This window comes from Streptosporangium sp. NPDC006007 (genome assembly GCF_040614315.1).
GTDB lineage: Bacteria > Actinomycetota > Actinomycetes > Streptosporangiales > Streptosporangiaceae > Streptosporangium.
In genome coordinates this window covers 1-12,984 of the sequence record NZ_JBEXUG010000071.1, presented here as the reverse complement: position 1 = coordinate 12,984, position 12,984 = coordinate 1, and the positions used below count along the sequence as shown (strand labels likewise).

The 12,984-nt window shown below is 70.3% G+C and carries 11 protein-coding genes, 1 tRNA gene and 1 other RNA gene; 5 read left to right on the top strand and 8 right to left on the bottom strand.

The window, feature by feature from the left end; genetic code table 11:
- Nucleotides 1–156: 156 nt before the first annotated feature.
- A complete protein-coding gene (locus tag ABZ194_RS29430; protein ID WP_355600277.1) occupies nucleotides 157–1,245 on the top strand; it encodes a type III PLP-dependent enzyme in 1,089 nt (362 codons plus the stop codon).
- A gap of 376 nt (nucleotides 1,246–1,621) precedes the next feature.
- Complete coding sequence (locus tag ABZ194_RS29425; protein ID WP_355600276.1) at nucleotides 1,622–2,218, top strand: hypothetical protein; 597 nt, start codon at nucleotides 1,622–1,624, stop codon at nucleotides 2,216–2,218.
- A 127-nt stretch (nucleotides 2,219–2,345) separates the two neighbouring features.
- Here the strand turns inward: ABZ194_RS29425 and ABZ194_RS29420 are convergent, their stop codons facing one another.
- The 5 genes from ABZ194_RS29420 to ABZ194_RS29400 all read right to left on the bottom strand — a co-directional run bounded on the left by ABZ194_RS29420 (nucleotide 2,346) and on the right by ABZ194_RS29400 (nucleotide 6,255).
- Nucleotides 2,346–3,413 (bottom strand): aspartate-semialdehyde dehydrogenase, encoded by a 1,068-nt coding sequence (locus tag ABZ194_RS29420; RefSeq protein WP_355600275.1) that lies wholly within the window; start codon nucleotides 3,411–3,413, stop codon nucleotides 2,346–2,348.
- Complete coding sequence (locus ABZ194_RS29415) at nucleotides 3,410–4,684, bottom strand: aspartate kinase (protein ID WP_355600274.1); 1,275 nt, start codon at nucleotides 4,682–4,684, stop codon at nucleotides 3,410–3,412. The genes ABZ194_RS29420 and ABZ194_RS29415 overlap by 4 nt, the downstream gene beginning before the upstream one ends.
- Before the next feature lie 91 nt (nucleotides 4,685–4,775).
- Nucleotides 4,776–5,306 (bottom strand): DUF5063 domain-containing protein, encoded by a 531-nt coding sequence (locus ABZ194_RS29410; RefSeq protein ID WP_355600273.1) that lies wholly within the window; start codon nucleotides 5,304–5,306, stop codon nucleotides 4,776–4,778.
- Entirely contained in the window at nucleotides 5,299–5,898 is a 600-nt protein-coding gene (recR, locus tag ABZ194_RS29405) for a recombination mediator RecR (protein WP_355600272.1), read from the bottom strand. The genes ABZ194_RS29410 and recR overlap by 8 nt, the downstream gene beginning before the upstream one ends.
- A gap of 3 nt (nucleotides 5,899–5,901) precedes the next feature.
- On the bottom strand, nucleotides 5,902–6,255 hold the full coding sequence (locus ABZ194_RS29400) for a YbaB/EbfC family nucleoid-associated protein (RefSeq protein WP_355600278.1): 354 nt from the start codon (nucleotides 6,253–6,255) through the stop codon (nucleotides 5,902–5,904).
- Nucleotides 6,256–6,677: 422 nt separating this feature from the next.
- On the opposite strand from ABZ194_RS29400, the gene ABZ194_RS29395 reads away from it, so the two are divergent.
- Nucleotides 6,678–8,150, top strand: a complete 1,473-nt coding sequence (locus tag ABZ194_RS29395; RefSeq protein ID WP_355600271.1) for a GAF domain-containing protein — start codon at nucleotides 6,678–6,680, stop codon at nucleotides 8,148–8,150.
- 51 nt (nucleotides 8,151–8,201) lie between these two features.
- Here the strand turns inward: ABZ194_RS29395 and ABZ194_RS29390 are convergent, their stop codons facing one another.
- On the bottom strand, nucleotides 8,202–10,547 hold the full coding sequence (locus ABZ194_RS29390) for a DNA polymerase III subunit gamma and tau (RefSeq protein WP_355600270.1): 2,346 nt from the start codon (nucleotides 10,545–10,547) through the stop codon (nucleotides 8,202–8,204).
- Nucleotides 10,548–10,578: 31 nt separating this feature from the next.
- An RNA gene (ffs, locus tag ABZ194_RS29385) (signal recognition particle sRNA small type) lies at nucleotides 10,579–10,674 on the bottom strand.
- 82 nt (nucleotides 10,675–10,756) lie between these two features.
- On the opposite strand from ffs, the gene ABZ194_RS29380 reads away from it, so the two are divergent.
- A tRNA-Ser gene (locus tag ABZ194_RS29380) sits at nucleotides 10,757–10,845 on the top strand.
- A gap of 75 nt (nucleotides 10,846–10,920) precedes the next feature.
- Here ABZ194_RS29380 and ABZ194_RS29375 read toward each other — a convergent pair.
- On the bottom strand, nucleotides 10,921–11,520 hold the full coding sequence (locus ABZ194_RS29375) for a tyrosine-type recombinase/integrase (protein WP_355600269.1): 600 nt from the start codon (nucleotides 11,518–11,520) through the stop codon (nucleotides 10,921–10,923).
- A 717-nt stretch (nucleotides 11,521–12,237) separates the two neighbouring features.
- Between ABZ194_RS29375 and ABZ194_RS29370 the strand changes: the two genes are divergently transcribed.
- On the top strand, nucleotides 12,238–12,909 hold the full coding sequence (locus ABZ194_RS29370; protein WP_355600268.1) for a GntR family transcriptional regulator: 672 nt from the start codon (nucleotides 12,238–12,240) through the stop codon (nucleotides 12,907–12,909).
- Nucleotides 12,910–12,984 lie beyond the last annotated feature (75 nt).

Sequence of the window (12,984 nt, the reverse complement as noted above, 5' to 3'; positions counted from 1 at the left end):
TGCGGAGCCGGTGTAAGACCCCAACGGAAGATCCTTCCGGGCGGGCGACCGGCTGTGAAACAGGAAGCCCAACCGGCGACGGTTGGAATCCCCTCTCTTCAGGGAGGGGAGGATGTCAACTGAGCCTCGGCACGTCAACTCTTGATCGGAGACCTTGTGGACGCTCTCCCCCGAAGAGCCCGTGAACTGGCGGAGGCCGGGCGGCTGCCCGCCTACGTCTACGACCTGGCCGCGCTCGACGCCCACGCGGCGGCGGTGCGGGCCGCGCTGCCCGGAATCGAGCTGTACTACGCGGCCAAGGCGAACCCGGACCCGGAGCTGCTGCGGGTCCTGGCCCGGCACCTGGACGGCGTCGAGGTCGCCTCCGGCGGCGAGCTGGAACACGTCCTGGGCGTGCTGCCCACGGCCCGGATCGCCTTCGGCGGCCCGGGGAAGACCGACGGCGAGCTCCGGCTCGCCCTCGATCGCGGAGTCGAGCGTCTGCACGTGGAGAGCCCGAACGAGCTGCGCCGCCTGATCGCGACCGGCCGGGAGGCCGACGTGCTCCTCCGGGCCAATCTCGCCCTCTCCCTCGGAGACGTGGCCCTGGCCATGGGCGGCGGCGCGACCCCCTTCGGCATGGACCCGGCGGGCGTCGCCGAGTGCGTCACGCTCCTGGAGGGACAGGACGCCGTACGCCTGCACGGCGTCCACGCCCATCTGGCGAGCGGCCTGGACGCCTCGCGCATGCTGGAGCTGGCCGACGGCGTGCTCCACTACGCCCGCGGCCTCGGTCTGACCGAGATCAACCTCGGCGGCGGCATGGCCGTCGACTACGCCGACCCCGGCACACGATTCGACTGGGAGACCTACGGCAGGGGCCTGGCCGGCCTGCGCCGCCCCGGCGAGACCCTGCGGATCGAGCCGGGCCGCTCGCTGTCGGTCTACTGCGGCCGGTACGTGACCCGCGTGCTCGACGTCAAGCGCGTCCACGGTGAGCTGTTCGCCGTCGTGGCGGGCGGCACCCATCACATCCGCACCCCCGCGACCAAGGGCCACGACCAGCCGATGGTCATCGCCGAGGCGGGCGAGCCGGTCACGATCGTCGGCCAGCTCTGCACCCCCAGGGACACCCTCACCCGCCGAGTCCCGGCGGCCCTGGCACCCGGCGACGTCGTGCAGTTCCTCATGGCCGGCGCCTACGCCTGGAACATCTCCCACCACGACTTCCTGATGCACCCGCACCCGGAGTTCTCCTACGTCTGATCAAGACGTCACCGCCGTCCGGCCCCGGGCTCGGGCGGTGATCAAGCTCTCATGTTACGCGCAGAGTGTCGGATCAGCCGCGTTCGTCACCGTACGACCGATAACGCGGTTAGGTCATTGAAGCGCACGATGATCACCATCCCAGGGCAAATTCCCGGTTACCGGAGGGGTCACACCCGTCCGGGTGTGGGATTGATCCTTCTGGCGGAAGGGCTCCCGCGACAAGGGATAAATTATGGGGACACGTCCCTGTAGACGGAGAGCGGCCCGGCTTACCGCCGGAGCACTTCTGACTCTGCAGATCTCGTTCATCGCGCCGGCCGCGGACGGCCCGGCCTCCGCCGACACCGCCCGGCCACCGCTCACCGTCATGCTCGTGGACCCACCCCTGGTGGTCCCGTCCGCCGCGGCGCGGCGGGCCACGGCGACCGCCGGCCACCACCTCGGCGCACTGGAGACCGCCCGGCGCTACACCCGGAACCTGTACCGGCGAGCGCAGGAGATCCAGGCCCGGCCCGCGGAGAGGACCCGGCCCGCGGAGAAGGTCAGACCACCGGAGAGGACGGCACAGCACCTGCCGCCGCTACGGCTCCGCCACGCGGAGGCGGCCCAGCGTCTGAAGCGGGCCGGCCTGGGCTGGAAGTCGTCCGGAGGATGCACCAACCGCAACGTGAGGCAGTGCACCTCACTGGAGGCGGTCAGAACCGCCACCGTGACCGACGTGATCGCGCTGAAGCGCCGGAGCGGATGCCCGGTCGTCATCACCGGGGGCACCGAGATCGGCCACTCCCCGGGACCCTACAGCCACCACGCGGGCTACAAGCTGGACATCACGCCCAACCGCTGCATCAGCCGCTACATCAAGCGGGAGTACCCCTACCAGCGGATCCGCGGCGACGGAGCCCCCCTCTACGGCTCCGCGGGAACCCTCTACGCCCGAGAGCCCGACCACTGGGACATTCTCTTCCGCTGACGTCGGCGAGCCGTACGGGCCGGATGCGAGCCGCGAGCCGGAGTTAAGGCCGCGGACCGGACGGCGGAGCGGGGGAAGGGGCCCGATGTCCGCCGCGCGGTGACGTCACCGCGCGGCGGACACCCGGCTACGCGAACTCGGCCGCGACCAGCTCGGCGATCTCCGCCGCGTTCAGGGCCGCGCCCTTGCGGAGGTTGTCGCCGCAGACGAACAGGTCGAGGGTGTTGGGGAAGTCGAGGGCCTGACGGATCCGGCCCACGTAGGTCGGGTCGGTGCCGACGACGTCGGCGGGGGTCGGGAAGACGCCGTTGGCCGGGTCGTCCACGACGACCACGGTCGGGGCCGCCTCCAGGATCCGGTGCGCGTCGGCGACGGTGATCTCACGCTCGAAGGTCGCGTGCACGGCCAGCGAGTGGGTGGTGATCACCGGAACCCGGACGCAGGTCGCCGAGACCTTCAGGTCGCCGATCCCCAGGATCTTCCGGGACTCGTCGCGGAGCTTGAGCTCCTCGGAGGCCCAGCCGCCGTCCTTGAGCGAGCCGGCCCACGGCACGACGTTGAACGCCACCGGCGCGGGGAAGGGCGACTCGTCCTCACCCAGCTTGTTCTGCAGGGCCTTGCGCACGTCGCCGGCGCTCTGCCCCACCGTCCGGTCGCCGGCGAGGGCCTCGATCTCGTCGTAGAGGCGGGCGGAGCCGGCCACGCCCGCGCCGGAGACCGCCTGGTAGGAGGCGACCACCAGCTCGCGCAGGCCGTACTCCCCGTGGAGCGCGCCCATCGCGGCCATCATCGACAGCGTGGTGCAGTTCGGGGTGGAGACGATGCCCAGCGGGCGGCTGCGCACCGCCTCGGGGTTGACCTCCGGCACGACCAGCGGGACGTCGGGGTTCATCCGGAAGGTGCCCGACTTGTCGATGACGACCGCGCCACGCCCGGCGGCGATCGGCACCCACACCGCGGAGACCTCGTCCGGCACGTCGAAGATCGCGATGTCGACCCCGTCGAAGACCTCGGCGGTCAGCTCCTGGACGACCAGGTCCTCCCCGCGGACCCGCAGGACCTTCCCCGCCGACCTGGCGGACGCGACGAGCTTGACGTCGCCGTAGACGTCCTCCCGGTTGGAGATGATGTCGCGCATGACGGTGCCCACGGCACCGGTCGCGCCGATCAGGGCGAGGGTGGGCTTGCGGCTCATCGGCCGGTACCTCCGTAGATCACGGCTTCGACCTGGTCGGCGTCGAGGTTGAACGCGCGGTGCGCGGCGGTGACCGCCGAGTCCACCTCGTCCTGCCCGACGATCACCGAGATGCGGATCTCCGAGGTGGAGATCATCTCGATGTTCACCCCCGCGTCGGCGAGGGCGGCGAAGAACGTCGCGGTGACGCCGGGGTGCGAGCGCATGCCCGCCCCGATCAGCGACACCTTCCCGATCTGGTCGTCGAAGAGCAGCGACTCGAAGCCGATGTTCTCCTGGATCTTCTTCAGCGCGGTGAGCGCCGTGGAGCCGTCGCTCGCGGGCAGCGTGAAGGAGATGTCCGTCCGGCCGGTCGCCGCCGCCGACACGTTCTGCACGATCATGTCGATGTTGACCTCGGCGTCGGCCAGCGTCTTGAAGATCGTGGCAGCCTCGCCGACCTTGTCGGGCACCCCGACAACGGTGATCTTGGCCTCGCTCCGGTCGTGCGCGACGCCGGAGATGATCGGCTGCTCCATCTCTGTTCCTTCGCTGTCGGGGTCCGAGACGACCCACGTGCCTTCCTTGGTGCTGAACGAACTTCTGACGTGGATCGGCAGGTTGAAGCGGCGAGCATACTCGACGCAGCGCAGGTGCAGGATCTTGGCCCCACAGGCCGCCATCTCCATCATCTCCTCGTAGGAGATCCTGGGAACCTTGCGGGCGACCGGGACGATCCGCGGATCCGCGGTGAAAACGCCGTCCACATCGGTGTAGATCTCGCACACGTCGGCGTCCAGGGCGGCGGCGAGCGCGACGGCCGTCGTGTCGGAACCACCCCGGCCGAGCGTGGTGATGTCCTTGGTGTCCTGGGAGACCCCCTGGAAACCGGCCACGATCGCCACCTGACCGGCGTCGAGCGCGCCCTTTATCCGGCCGGGCGTCACGTCGATGATGCGGGCCCGGCCGTGGGAGGAGTCAGTGATCACACCGGCCTGGGAACCGGTGAACGAGCACGCCTCCTGCCCCAGATTGGCGATCGCCATCGCCAGCAGCGCCATCGAGATGCGCTCGCCGGAGGTGAGCAGCATGTCGAGCTCACGGCCCGGCGGCAGCGGCGAGACCTGCTGGGCGAGGTCCAGCAGCTCATCGGTGGTGTCGCCCATCGCCGAGACGATCACCACGACGTCGTTGCCGGCTTTTTTCGTCGTGACGATACGCTGGGCGACCCGCTTGATGCAGGACGCGTCGGCGACGGACGAACCACCGTACTTCTGAACAACGAGCGCCACGAGATGTCTCCGAAGCAATCTAGGGCTGTGGAGCTCTCAGTCTAATGGCGCGCCGGTGAAGCACTTCTGGTCTGGCCCAGTATGTGGACGATCACACGGTTGTGCGCTCTTCCGCCACATCCAACCGGGTGTGCGCGACAAGCGCCTGAAGGGCGCGCATGGCCGCTCCCGCGTGGTTACCCCAGGTGTTGAAGTAGGAGTACTGCCACCACCACAGCGCCTCCAGCGGCCGCCCCGCCTGATAGTGCCGCAGGCCATGGAGAAGATCGGCGGCCACGGCGGTGAGATCGTCCGACAGCCGGTACGGAGTGACCGAGGTGTCCTTGTAGGGGTCGAAGACCTCCGCGTAGTCGTCCACCGGGCCGAGCCGCTCGGCGAGAGCCGTACGGACGGCGTCGACGTCCGGGTCCTCGCTCAGGTGCGGTTCCCAGTTACCGGACAGGATCACGTCCTGGCTGGCCCCGAGCTGCGCGCCGGCCGAGCTGACCTGCGCGACCTCCACAAGGAGCAGCGGCAGAATGGCGTCACCGCCCTCGCCGCCCGCCAGCCTGGTCAGGCCGTCGATGTAGTTCTCCGCGTGACCGGCGACCCGTTCCGCGAGAGCACCCCATGCGTCAGACATCCAGCAGCCTCCTACCCTCGAACGCGCGGCCCAAGGTGACCTCGTCGGCATACTCAAGGTCACCGCCTACCGGCAGGCCGCTGGCCAGTCGTGTGACTCTCAGCCCCATCGGCTTCACCAGACGGGCGAGATAGGTCGCCGTCGCCTCCCCCTCCAGGTTGGGGTCGGTGGCGAGGATCAACTCGGTGACCCGGCCGTCGGCCAGGCGCGTCATCAGCTCACGGATGCGCAGGTCGTCGGGGCCCACCCCGTCGATCGGGCTGATCGCCCCACCGAGCACGTGGTAACGGCCCCGGAACTCGCGGGTCTTCTCGATCGCCACGACGTCCTTGGACTCCTCGACGACGCAGATCACCTGGGGATCGCGCCGGACGTCACGGCAGATCCGGCACTCCTCCTCGGCTGCGACGTTCCCGCAGACCCGGCAGAAGCGGACCTTGTCCTTGACCTCCAGCAGCGCGTGGGCGAGCCGCTTCACATCGGCCGGCTCCGCGGCCAGCAGGTGGAACGCGATCCGCTGCGCGCTCTTGGGACCGACGCCGGGCAGCATCCCCAGCTCGTCGATCAGGTTCTGGACGACCCCCTCGTACATGACTCAGAACCCGGGCAGCTGGCCGAGCCCGCTCCCGCCTCCCAGCCCCTGCGCGAGCGGCCCGAGCTTCTCCTGCTGGAGGTCCGCGGCCGCCCGGACGGCATCCCGGATCGCGGCGATGACCAGGTCGGCGATGGTGTCGGCCGTGTCCTGGGGGTCACCGGGGTCGACGACCTCGGGACTGATCCTCAGTTCGAGCAGTTCACCCCCGCCGTTGACCGTGGCCACGACAAGACCACCGCCCGCCGTGCCCTCGACCTGGGCGTCGTTCAACTCCTGCTGGGCACTCACCAGCTGCTGCTGCATCAGCTGCGCCTGTTCCAGCAACTGCTGCAGGTTGACATCCCCTGGATTCACCGTCGTGTGCTCCTCGTCCGTGACGTCAGTCGTCACGAGCCTACGGGGTCGGAGGCCGGTATCGCACTGGCGCATGCCGTGTTCCCCCTGGACTGCGGCCAAACCACTCAAGGGTCCCGATCCGCGCCGACGGAACCCCTCGACGACCACCGCGCCATCCCGGCGGCACCCCGTCACGGTGCCGGGACAGGCAGGCGCTCCGTCGGGTCCCGGCCCCCCTCCACGACGTCCGGGACCCGACGTCACACGCACCGGAGCGGCCGCACACGGCGGCGTGTGGTCCCGAAGGTATCCAACTCCAGGTTGCACACACGTTGCGATCGACCCATCACCCTTCGCACTTCCTTTTGGCCGAATCGGTTGCGGGCAGAGGTCTCCACCGCAGATGCTTCGCCCACCAATCTGATTCCCGGGGGTGGCACATGCCCGACGGCCGCCCGAGAGCCGTCTCGGATCCGGACGCCTACTCGGTACGGCTACGCCGCCTGCACGAGGCCGCCCTGAACGCCGGGCGGCCACCGGACAGGGCGCTGCGGAGCCTGATCTCCGCCTCGTGGCGCCGCTCCATGGAAGCGGGCGTCGACCCCGACGCCAGGTCGGCCCCGCCCGCCTTCGAACACCGCGACATCCAGGAGGTCCGGTCGGCGCACCCCATGAGCGCGCTGCTGCCGCTCATCGCCGAGACGCTCCTGGAGACCGCCTCGGCGAGCGAGCACATCCTGATCGTCACCGACGCCGACGGCCGGGTGCTCTGGCGCGACGGCGACCACCGGGCGATGAGCAGGGCCGACGAGGTGGGACTGGCCGACGGCTTCCACTGGGGGGAGCGGGCGATCGGCACGAACGGCATGGGCACCGCGCTCGCGACCCGGCGGCCGGTCCACATCTTCGCCGCCGAACATCTGGTCAGAGCCCTTCACGTCTGGTCCTGCTCCGCCGCGCCGATCATCGACCCGGACAGCGGCGAGGTGCTCGGCTGCGTCGACCTCAGCGGGACCATGCACACCCTGCACCCGGCGACCGTGACCCTCGTCGAGACCACGGCCCGCCTGGCCGAAAGCCACCTCGCGCTGCGCATGCGCGAACGCGACAACCGGTTCCGCACCCACCACGGCGGACACCTGCGGGCACTGCGCGGCGAGCCGGGCGCCCTGGTCAGCGCGACGGGACGCGTCGTGGCCGGCGGCCGGGCCCAGCGGTGGAGCCGCCGAGTCCGCCTGCCCGAGTCGGGCGACCGGGTGGTCCTGCCCGACGGCCGAGCCGCGCTGCTCGACCCGCTCGGCGAGGGTTTCCTGCTCCGTCTCCCCGACCAGCCGCACGTCCCGGTGCTCACCCTGTCCTTCCTCGGCGCCGAGCATCCGTCCGCCGGCCTCGACGGGGCCCGCGTCCCGCTCTCCCTCCGCCACGCCGAGATCCTCACGCTGCTGGCCCTCAACCCCCAGGGGGCGACGGCCGACCAGCTCTCCTTCCACCTGTACGGCGACATGGGCAACCCGGTGACCGCCCGCGCCGAGATCCACCGCCTCCGCGCCCGGCTCGGACCCGTCGTCGCCGCCAAGCCGTACCGGCTGGCCTGCGCGGTCGAGGCCGACTTCCTCCATCTCAGACGCCTGCTCGCCGGACGGGAGGCCGCCCCGGTCGCCCGCGCCTACGGCGGCCCGCTGCTGCCCCGGTCGGAGTCCCCGGCCATCCGCGGCGAACGTGACGAGCTCGAAGGCCAGGTCCGCGCCCACCTTCTGCTCCGGGGCTCCCCCGACGACCTGTGGGCCTACGCGAACACCGAATACGCCAAGAACGATCCGCACGTCCTGGAGCGGCTCGTCGCCATGCTCCCCGCAGACGACCATCGCGGGGCCGCGGCCCGGATCCGCCTCGCCGGCCTCGGCCCGCCATAGCCCGGCCGGCTCCAGCCTTCCCCGTCCGAGACCCTCCTAAGGCGTGACCGCTCAGGTGTGGTCGATCTCACCGATGATCTGCCCGCCCAGCTCACGCTGGATGAGGGCCATGCCGGTGAGCGCGTCGACGTCGGCGTCGGCGTCGTTCAGCGGATCGACCTCGTCGGCGTCGGGGGCGGGGTCACGGCGGGGCACCGCGTCCGGCCAGGCCGCCCTGCCGCCACCGGCCTTCGGCCCCGACTGGGCCGCGGCCCTGGCCGCCGAGCGTGCGGCGGCGAGGCCGGGGTTTGAACCATGGCTTGCGCCATGGTTTGAGCCACGGTTTGAACCGGGGTTTGGGCCGGGAGGCGAGCCGGGATCCTCCGGGAGCGGAGCGTCCGGCCAGGACTCGTCGGTGGCGGGCCGAGCCTGCGGCCGGGGACGCGGCCGGCCCTGCTCGGCCGGGGGCTGCGAGGCGGCCGGGGACGCGGCGGCCGGCCCCGCGGGCGGCGTGCCGACCGGCCCGGTGGACGGCCCCGCGGGCGGCGCGGCGCCCGGTGCGGGAGCGGGCCTGGCGGCGTGTTCCTGGCGCGGTGAGGCCGGGGGCCGGGGCGGGGCGGGGCGGGTGCCTCCGGCCGGGGCGGGGCCGCCGCCGACCACCGCCTCGACCTTCCATTTGCCGCCCAGCACCTCCTGCAGCGCCGCGGCGACCACCGCGTCCTTACCGCCGCCGATGAAGTTCCTCATCGCGCCGACCTGGGCGAAACCCAGGGTGACGATGTTGCCCTCGACCCCCACGACCTGGGCGTTGGTGTTCACGTTCGCCCAGACGACGATGCTGCGCTGTTTGAGCACGCCGAGCACCTGCGGCCACATCTGGTGGACCGCTCCCCCCTCCTGCCCGGAGTCGGCGGCGGCCGTCGGGCCGGGGGCCCGCGAGGCCGGGGGGACGTCCTGGGAGGCGTGGGGAGAGCGCGGGGCCTGGGCCCGAGGTTCGGTCATCGGGGCGCCGGGCCTGGCGGGGGTGGGCCAGTCGTCGTCCCGTGCGCGGGAAGCGCCGGGCGAGGCGGCGGGAGCCGTACCGGTGGCGGGGGAGGGAGCGGTGGCGGGGGGTGGAGCGGACACGGAGGCCGCGGGGTGCGCGGGCGCGGCGGAGGACCGATCCGGGGAGACCGGCACCGTGGAGGTCGCCGGGCCGGAACCGGGGGTGGAGACGGGGAGGTGGACGGGGGCCGGAGCGAAGGTGCCGGGGGCTGTGGCGACGCCCCCCTTCTCCAGCCGCTCCATCCGGGCGAGCAGCGCCGCCTCGTCCCGCGCGACGCCGGGCAGCAGCGTCCTGGCGCACATCAGCTCCAGCAGCAGCCGGGGCGAGGCCGCGCCGCGCATCTCGGTCAAGCCCGCGTTGAAGATCTCCGCGGCACGGGTCAGCTCGGCCGGGCCCATCGAGGCGGCCTGCTCCTGGAGCCGCTCCAGCTCGTCGGCGGGCCGGTCAAGCAGCCCGCTGCCGGCCGCCTCCGGCACATTGGCCAGGATCACCAGGTCGCGGAAGCGCTCCAGCAGGTCCATCGCGAACCGGCGGGGGTCGTGCCCCCCCTCGACCACCCGGTTCACCGCGTGGAAGACCCGCGCGCCGTCCCGGGCGGCGAAGGCGGCGACCACGTCGTCGAGCAGGTCTCCGTCGGTGTAACCCAGTAGGGAGACCGCGCGGGCATAGGTGATGCCCGCCTCGTCCGACCCGGCGAACAGCTGGTCGAGGATCGACAGGGAGTCACGGGCCGAACCGGCGCCCGCCCGGACCACCAGCGGCAGCGCGGCGGGCTCGAAGGGAACGTTCTCGGAGGTGAGGATCTCCTCCATGAGGGTGCGCAAAGCCGCGGGCGGGATCAGCCGGAAGGGGTAGTGGTGGGTCCGGGACTTGATCGTCCCGATGACCTTCTCCGGCTCGGTGGTCGCGAAGACGAACTTCAGGTGCGGGGGAGGCTCCTCGACGAGCTTGAGCAGCGCGTTGAACCCCTCGCGGGTCACCATGTGCGCCTCGTCGATGATGTAAATCTTGAAGCGCGCCGACACCGGAGCGAAGAAGGCCCGCTCACGCAGGTCGCGGGCGTCGTCCACACCGCCGTGCGAAGCGGCGTCGATCTCGATGACGTCGAGGTGCCCGGGCCCGGTGGGGGCCAGCGCCACGCAGGAGTCGCACTCGCCGCAGGGGTCGGGGGTCGGGCCCTTCTCGCAGTTCAGGGAGCGGGCCAGGATCCGGGCGCTGGAGGTCTTGCCACACCCTCGGGGCCCGCTGAACAGATAGGCGTGGTTGATCCGGCCGCTCCGCAGCGCCTGTCGCAGCGGCTCGGTGACGTGTTCCTGCCCCTTGACCTCCGCGAAGGTCCCGGGCCGGTACTTGCGGTACAGCGCAAGACTCATGCGACGATCCCACCTGCGAGGGAGCCTGAAACGAAGAGACCCCTCGCACACCCGCCAGAGCCTGCTTATCCTTGCTGCCTTCCGGCCCTGGGGAGGTTCACAGGATGACGCCGCGCGAGGGGTCCGGGCCCAGTCTAGCCTCTGATCGGAGTGCTCGGGTGCCGGAATATGTGGTCAACGCACCCGGAAAAGTCCGGTAGGCTTCTCGCGGAGGATTCGCCTAGTTGGCCTAGGGCGCACGCTTGGAAAGCGTGTTGGGGGCAACCCCTCAGGAGTTCGAATCTCCTATCCTCCGCCAAGTTTACCAGCCGTAACGCGAAAGCCCGCTCCGTCTCGGAGCGGGCTTTCGTGCGTCAGGGTCTCAGTTTGGGTCTCAGTCGGCCTGTTCGGAGGGGTTTTCGCCCCTGTCTAGGGTCTCTTCGTCGGCCTGCCAGAGCAGCCCGCCAACCTGCCGCGCGACGGCCTGCCGGATGGGGTCGGTGACGTGTTGGTATCGCTTGGCCATGTCGGCGCTCGCCCATCCCATGATCGACATGACCGTGGGCATGGGAACGCCCAGGATCAGGAGAACCGTCGCGGCGGTGTGCCGGGCGTCGTGCAGCCGGGCGTCTCGGAGTCCGGCGGCCTTGAGTAGATCTTTCCACTGGTGGTAGTCGGTGTTCGGGTTGAGCGCCTGGCCGGTCGGGGTGGCGAACACCCATCCCCCGTCTTCCCAGAGCTGCCGGGCGTCCGCCCGGTCCCTGGCCTGTTCCTCCCGGTGCTTGCGAAGCAGCGTGACGAGCTGGCCGGGGAGCCCGATCGTGCGTCGGCCAGCTCGTGACTTGGTGTCGGCCGTGTCGGGGTTGGTCTGCTTACGCTCCGGGCAGTAACCCGCTTTCCTTCCGCAGGTCTCCCCGCACCCGTGGGCGTACTTCGGGCGCTGGCGCCCCCGCCGGACACGGAGGGTCCCCGGTCGAGGTCCACATCCACCCACCTCATGCCCAGAACCTCGCCCTGCCTCAATCCGAGCGCGAGCGCGACGGCCCACCGCGCGCTGTTGCGGGGCAGCGCGCTGGCGGCCTTGAGCAGCCGCTGAATCTCGGCGATGTCGTACGGCTCTACCTCCTCCTCACTGAGCGTCGGAGCCTTGGCGAGTGTGGCGGGGTTCCGGATGAGGTATCCGCGCCGTACGGCCACGTTGAGAGCCGTATGAACCGTTCTGTGGACGTGATGGGCGGTCCCTGCGGACTTCCCCGCGCGCTGCATATTGGCGTAGAGCTTTTCGAGGCGTTCAGGGGTCAGCTTGTTGAGCCGGTGTGCTCCGATGCCGGGGATCAGGTGGGTGTGCACGTCCACCCGGTAGCCCGAATGTGACGTCGCGCGGATGGCCGGCGGAACGGCGATGGTCTCGATCCAGTGGGTGAGCCACTTCGCAACGGTCCACCGGCCGGTCTTGCGGACAGCTCCGCTGTCGCGCTCTCGCTCCAGCTCGCGAACCGCCTTGATGACCTCGGATTCGTTCTTGCGCTTCACATGTCGACGATCCGGAGTGCCGTCGTCCTTGACGCCCATGGTCACCCGCCCGTGCCACTTGCCGTCTTTGCCCAGGTAGATCGATGAGGCACCGTTCGGCTTACGTCCCATTCAGTCCCCCTCAGGCCGCGGTCTTCTGTCGCTGGCCGCCGTTGGCCAGCAGGTTGGTCACGTACTCATGCAGGCACTCGATCGGCACGCGGCGAAGTCGGCCGATGGAGTGTTCGTGCGGGAGCGCACCGCGCGGCCGGTCGGGCTCCGCCCGCACATCGAGCAGGCGTTCAAGAAGCGTGATGTCTCGATCGAGTTCGCCGGGTTCTCCGGAGAGACCTTGCACGGCGCGATTCAGGAACCGCTTGACAGCATCCGTGCCGGCCGATTGGTTCCCGAGAGCATCACGATCCGGATGCTTGTGCCGGACACGAGCCGTCCCTGGTCTCTGCCTGTCCTGGCGGACAACCTTGAAGACGAACCGCTTATCCGGAAGCGCATGGAGCGGATCTCATCACGACATGCTCAGGCCATCGTCGATTCCGTGCAGGAACTGCGAGACTTCGGCCTGGTCAAGGCCGCTTCAGCAGAGGTTCGGATCAACGGAGAGCCTCCGCGGTTCAAGCTCTACGTCCGCAACGGCAAAGAGGTATTCTTCGGCTTCTACCCCGTTTTTAAGCACAACGTCACGCTCGCCGGGGAGCCGCAAGCCATCTACGACATGGGTGGCAAGGACGCGGAGCTCTTCCACTTTGCCGTGAGCGACGGCGGGGATTCCACCTCAGGACAGTTCGTCAACCAGTCCCGCATGTGGTTCGACAACATGTGGACCACCGTGGCTAGTGTCCTGCGCCGGTAATCCGTCGTTAGATCCTGTGTGAACTCTTCTTCCGGTGAGCCGGTGCGTCGTCGGGGTCCGAAGTTGGAGCCGTTG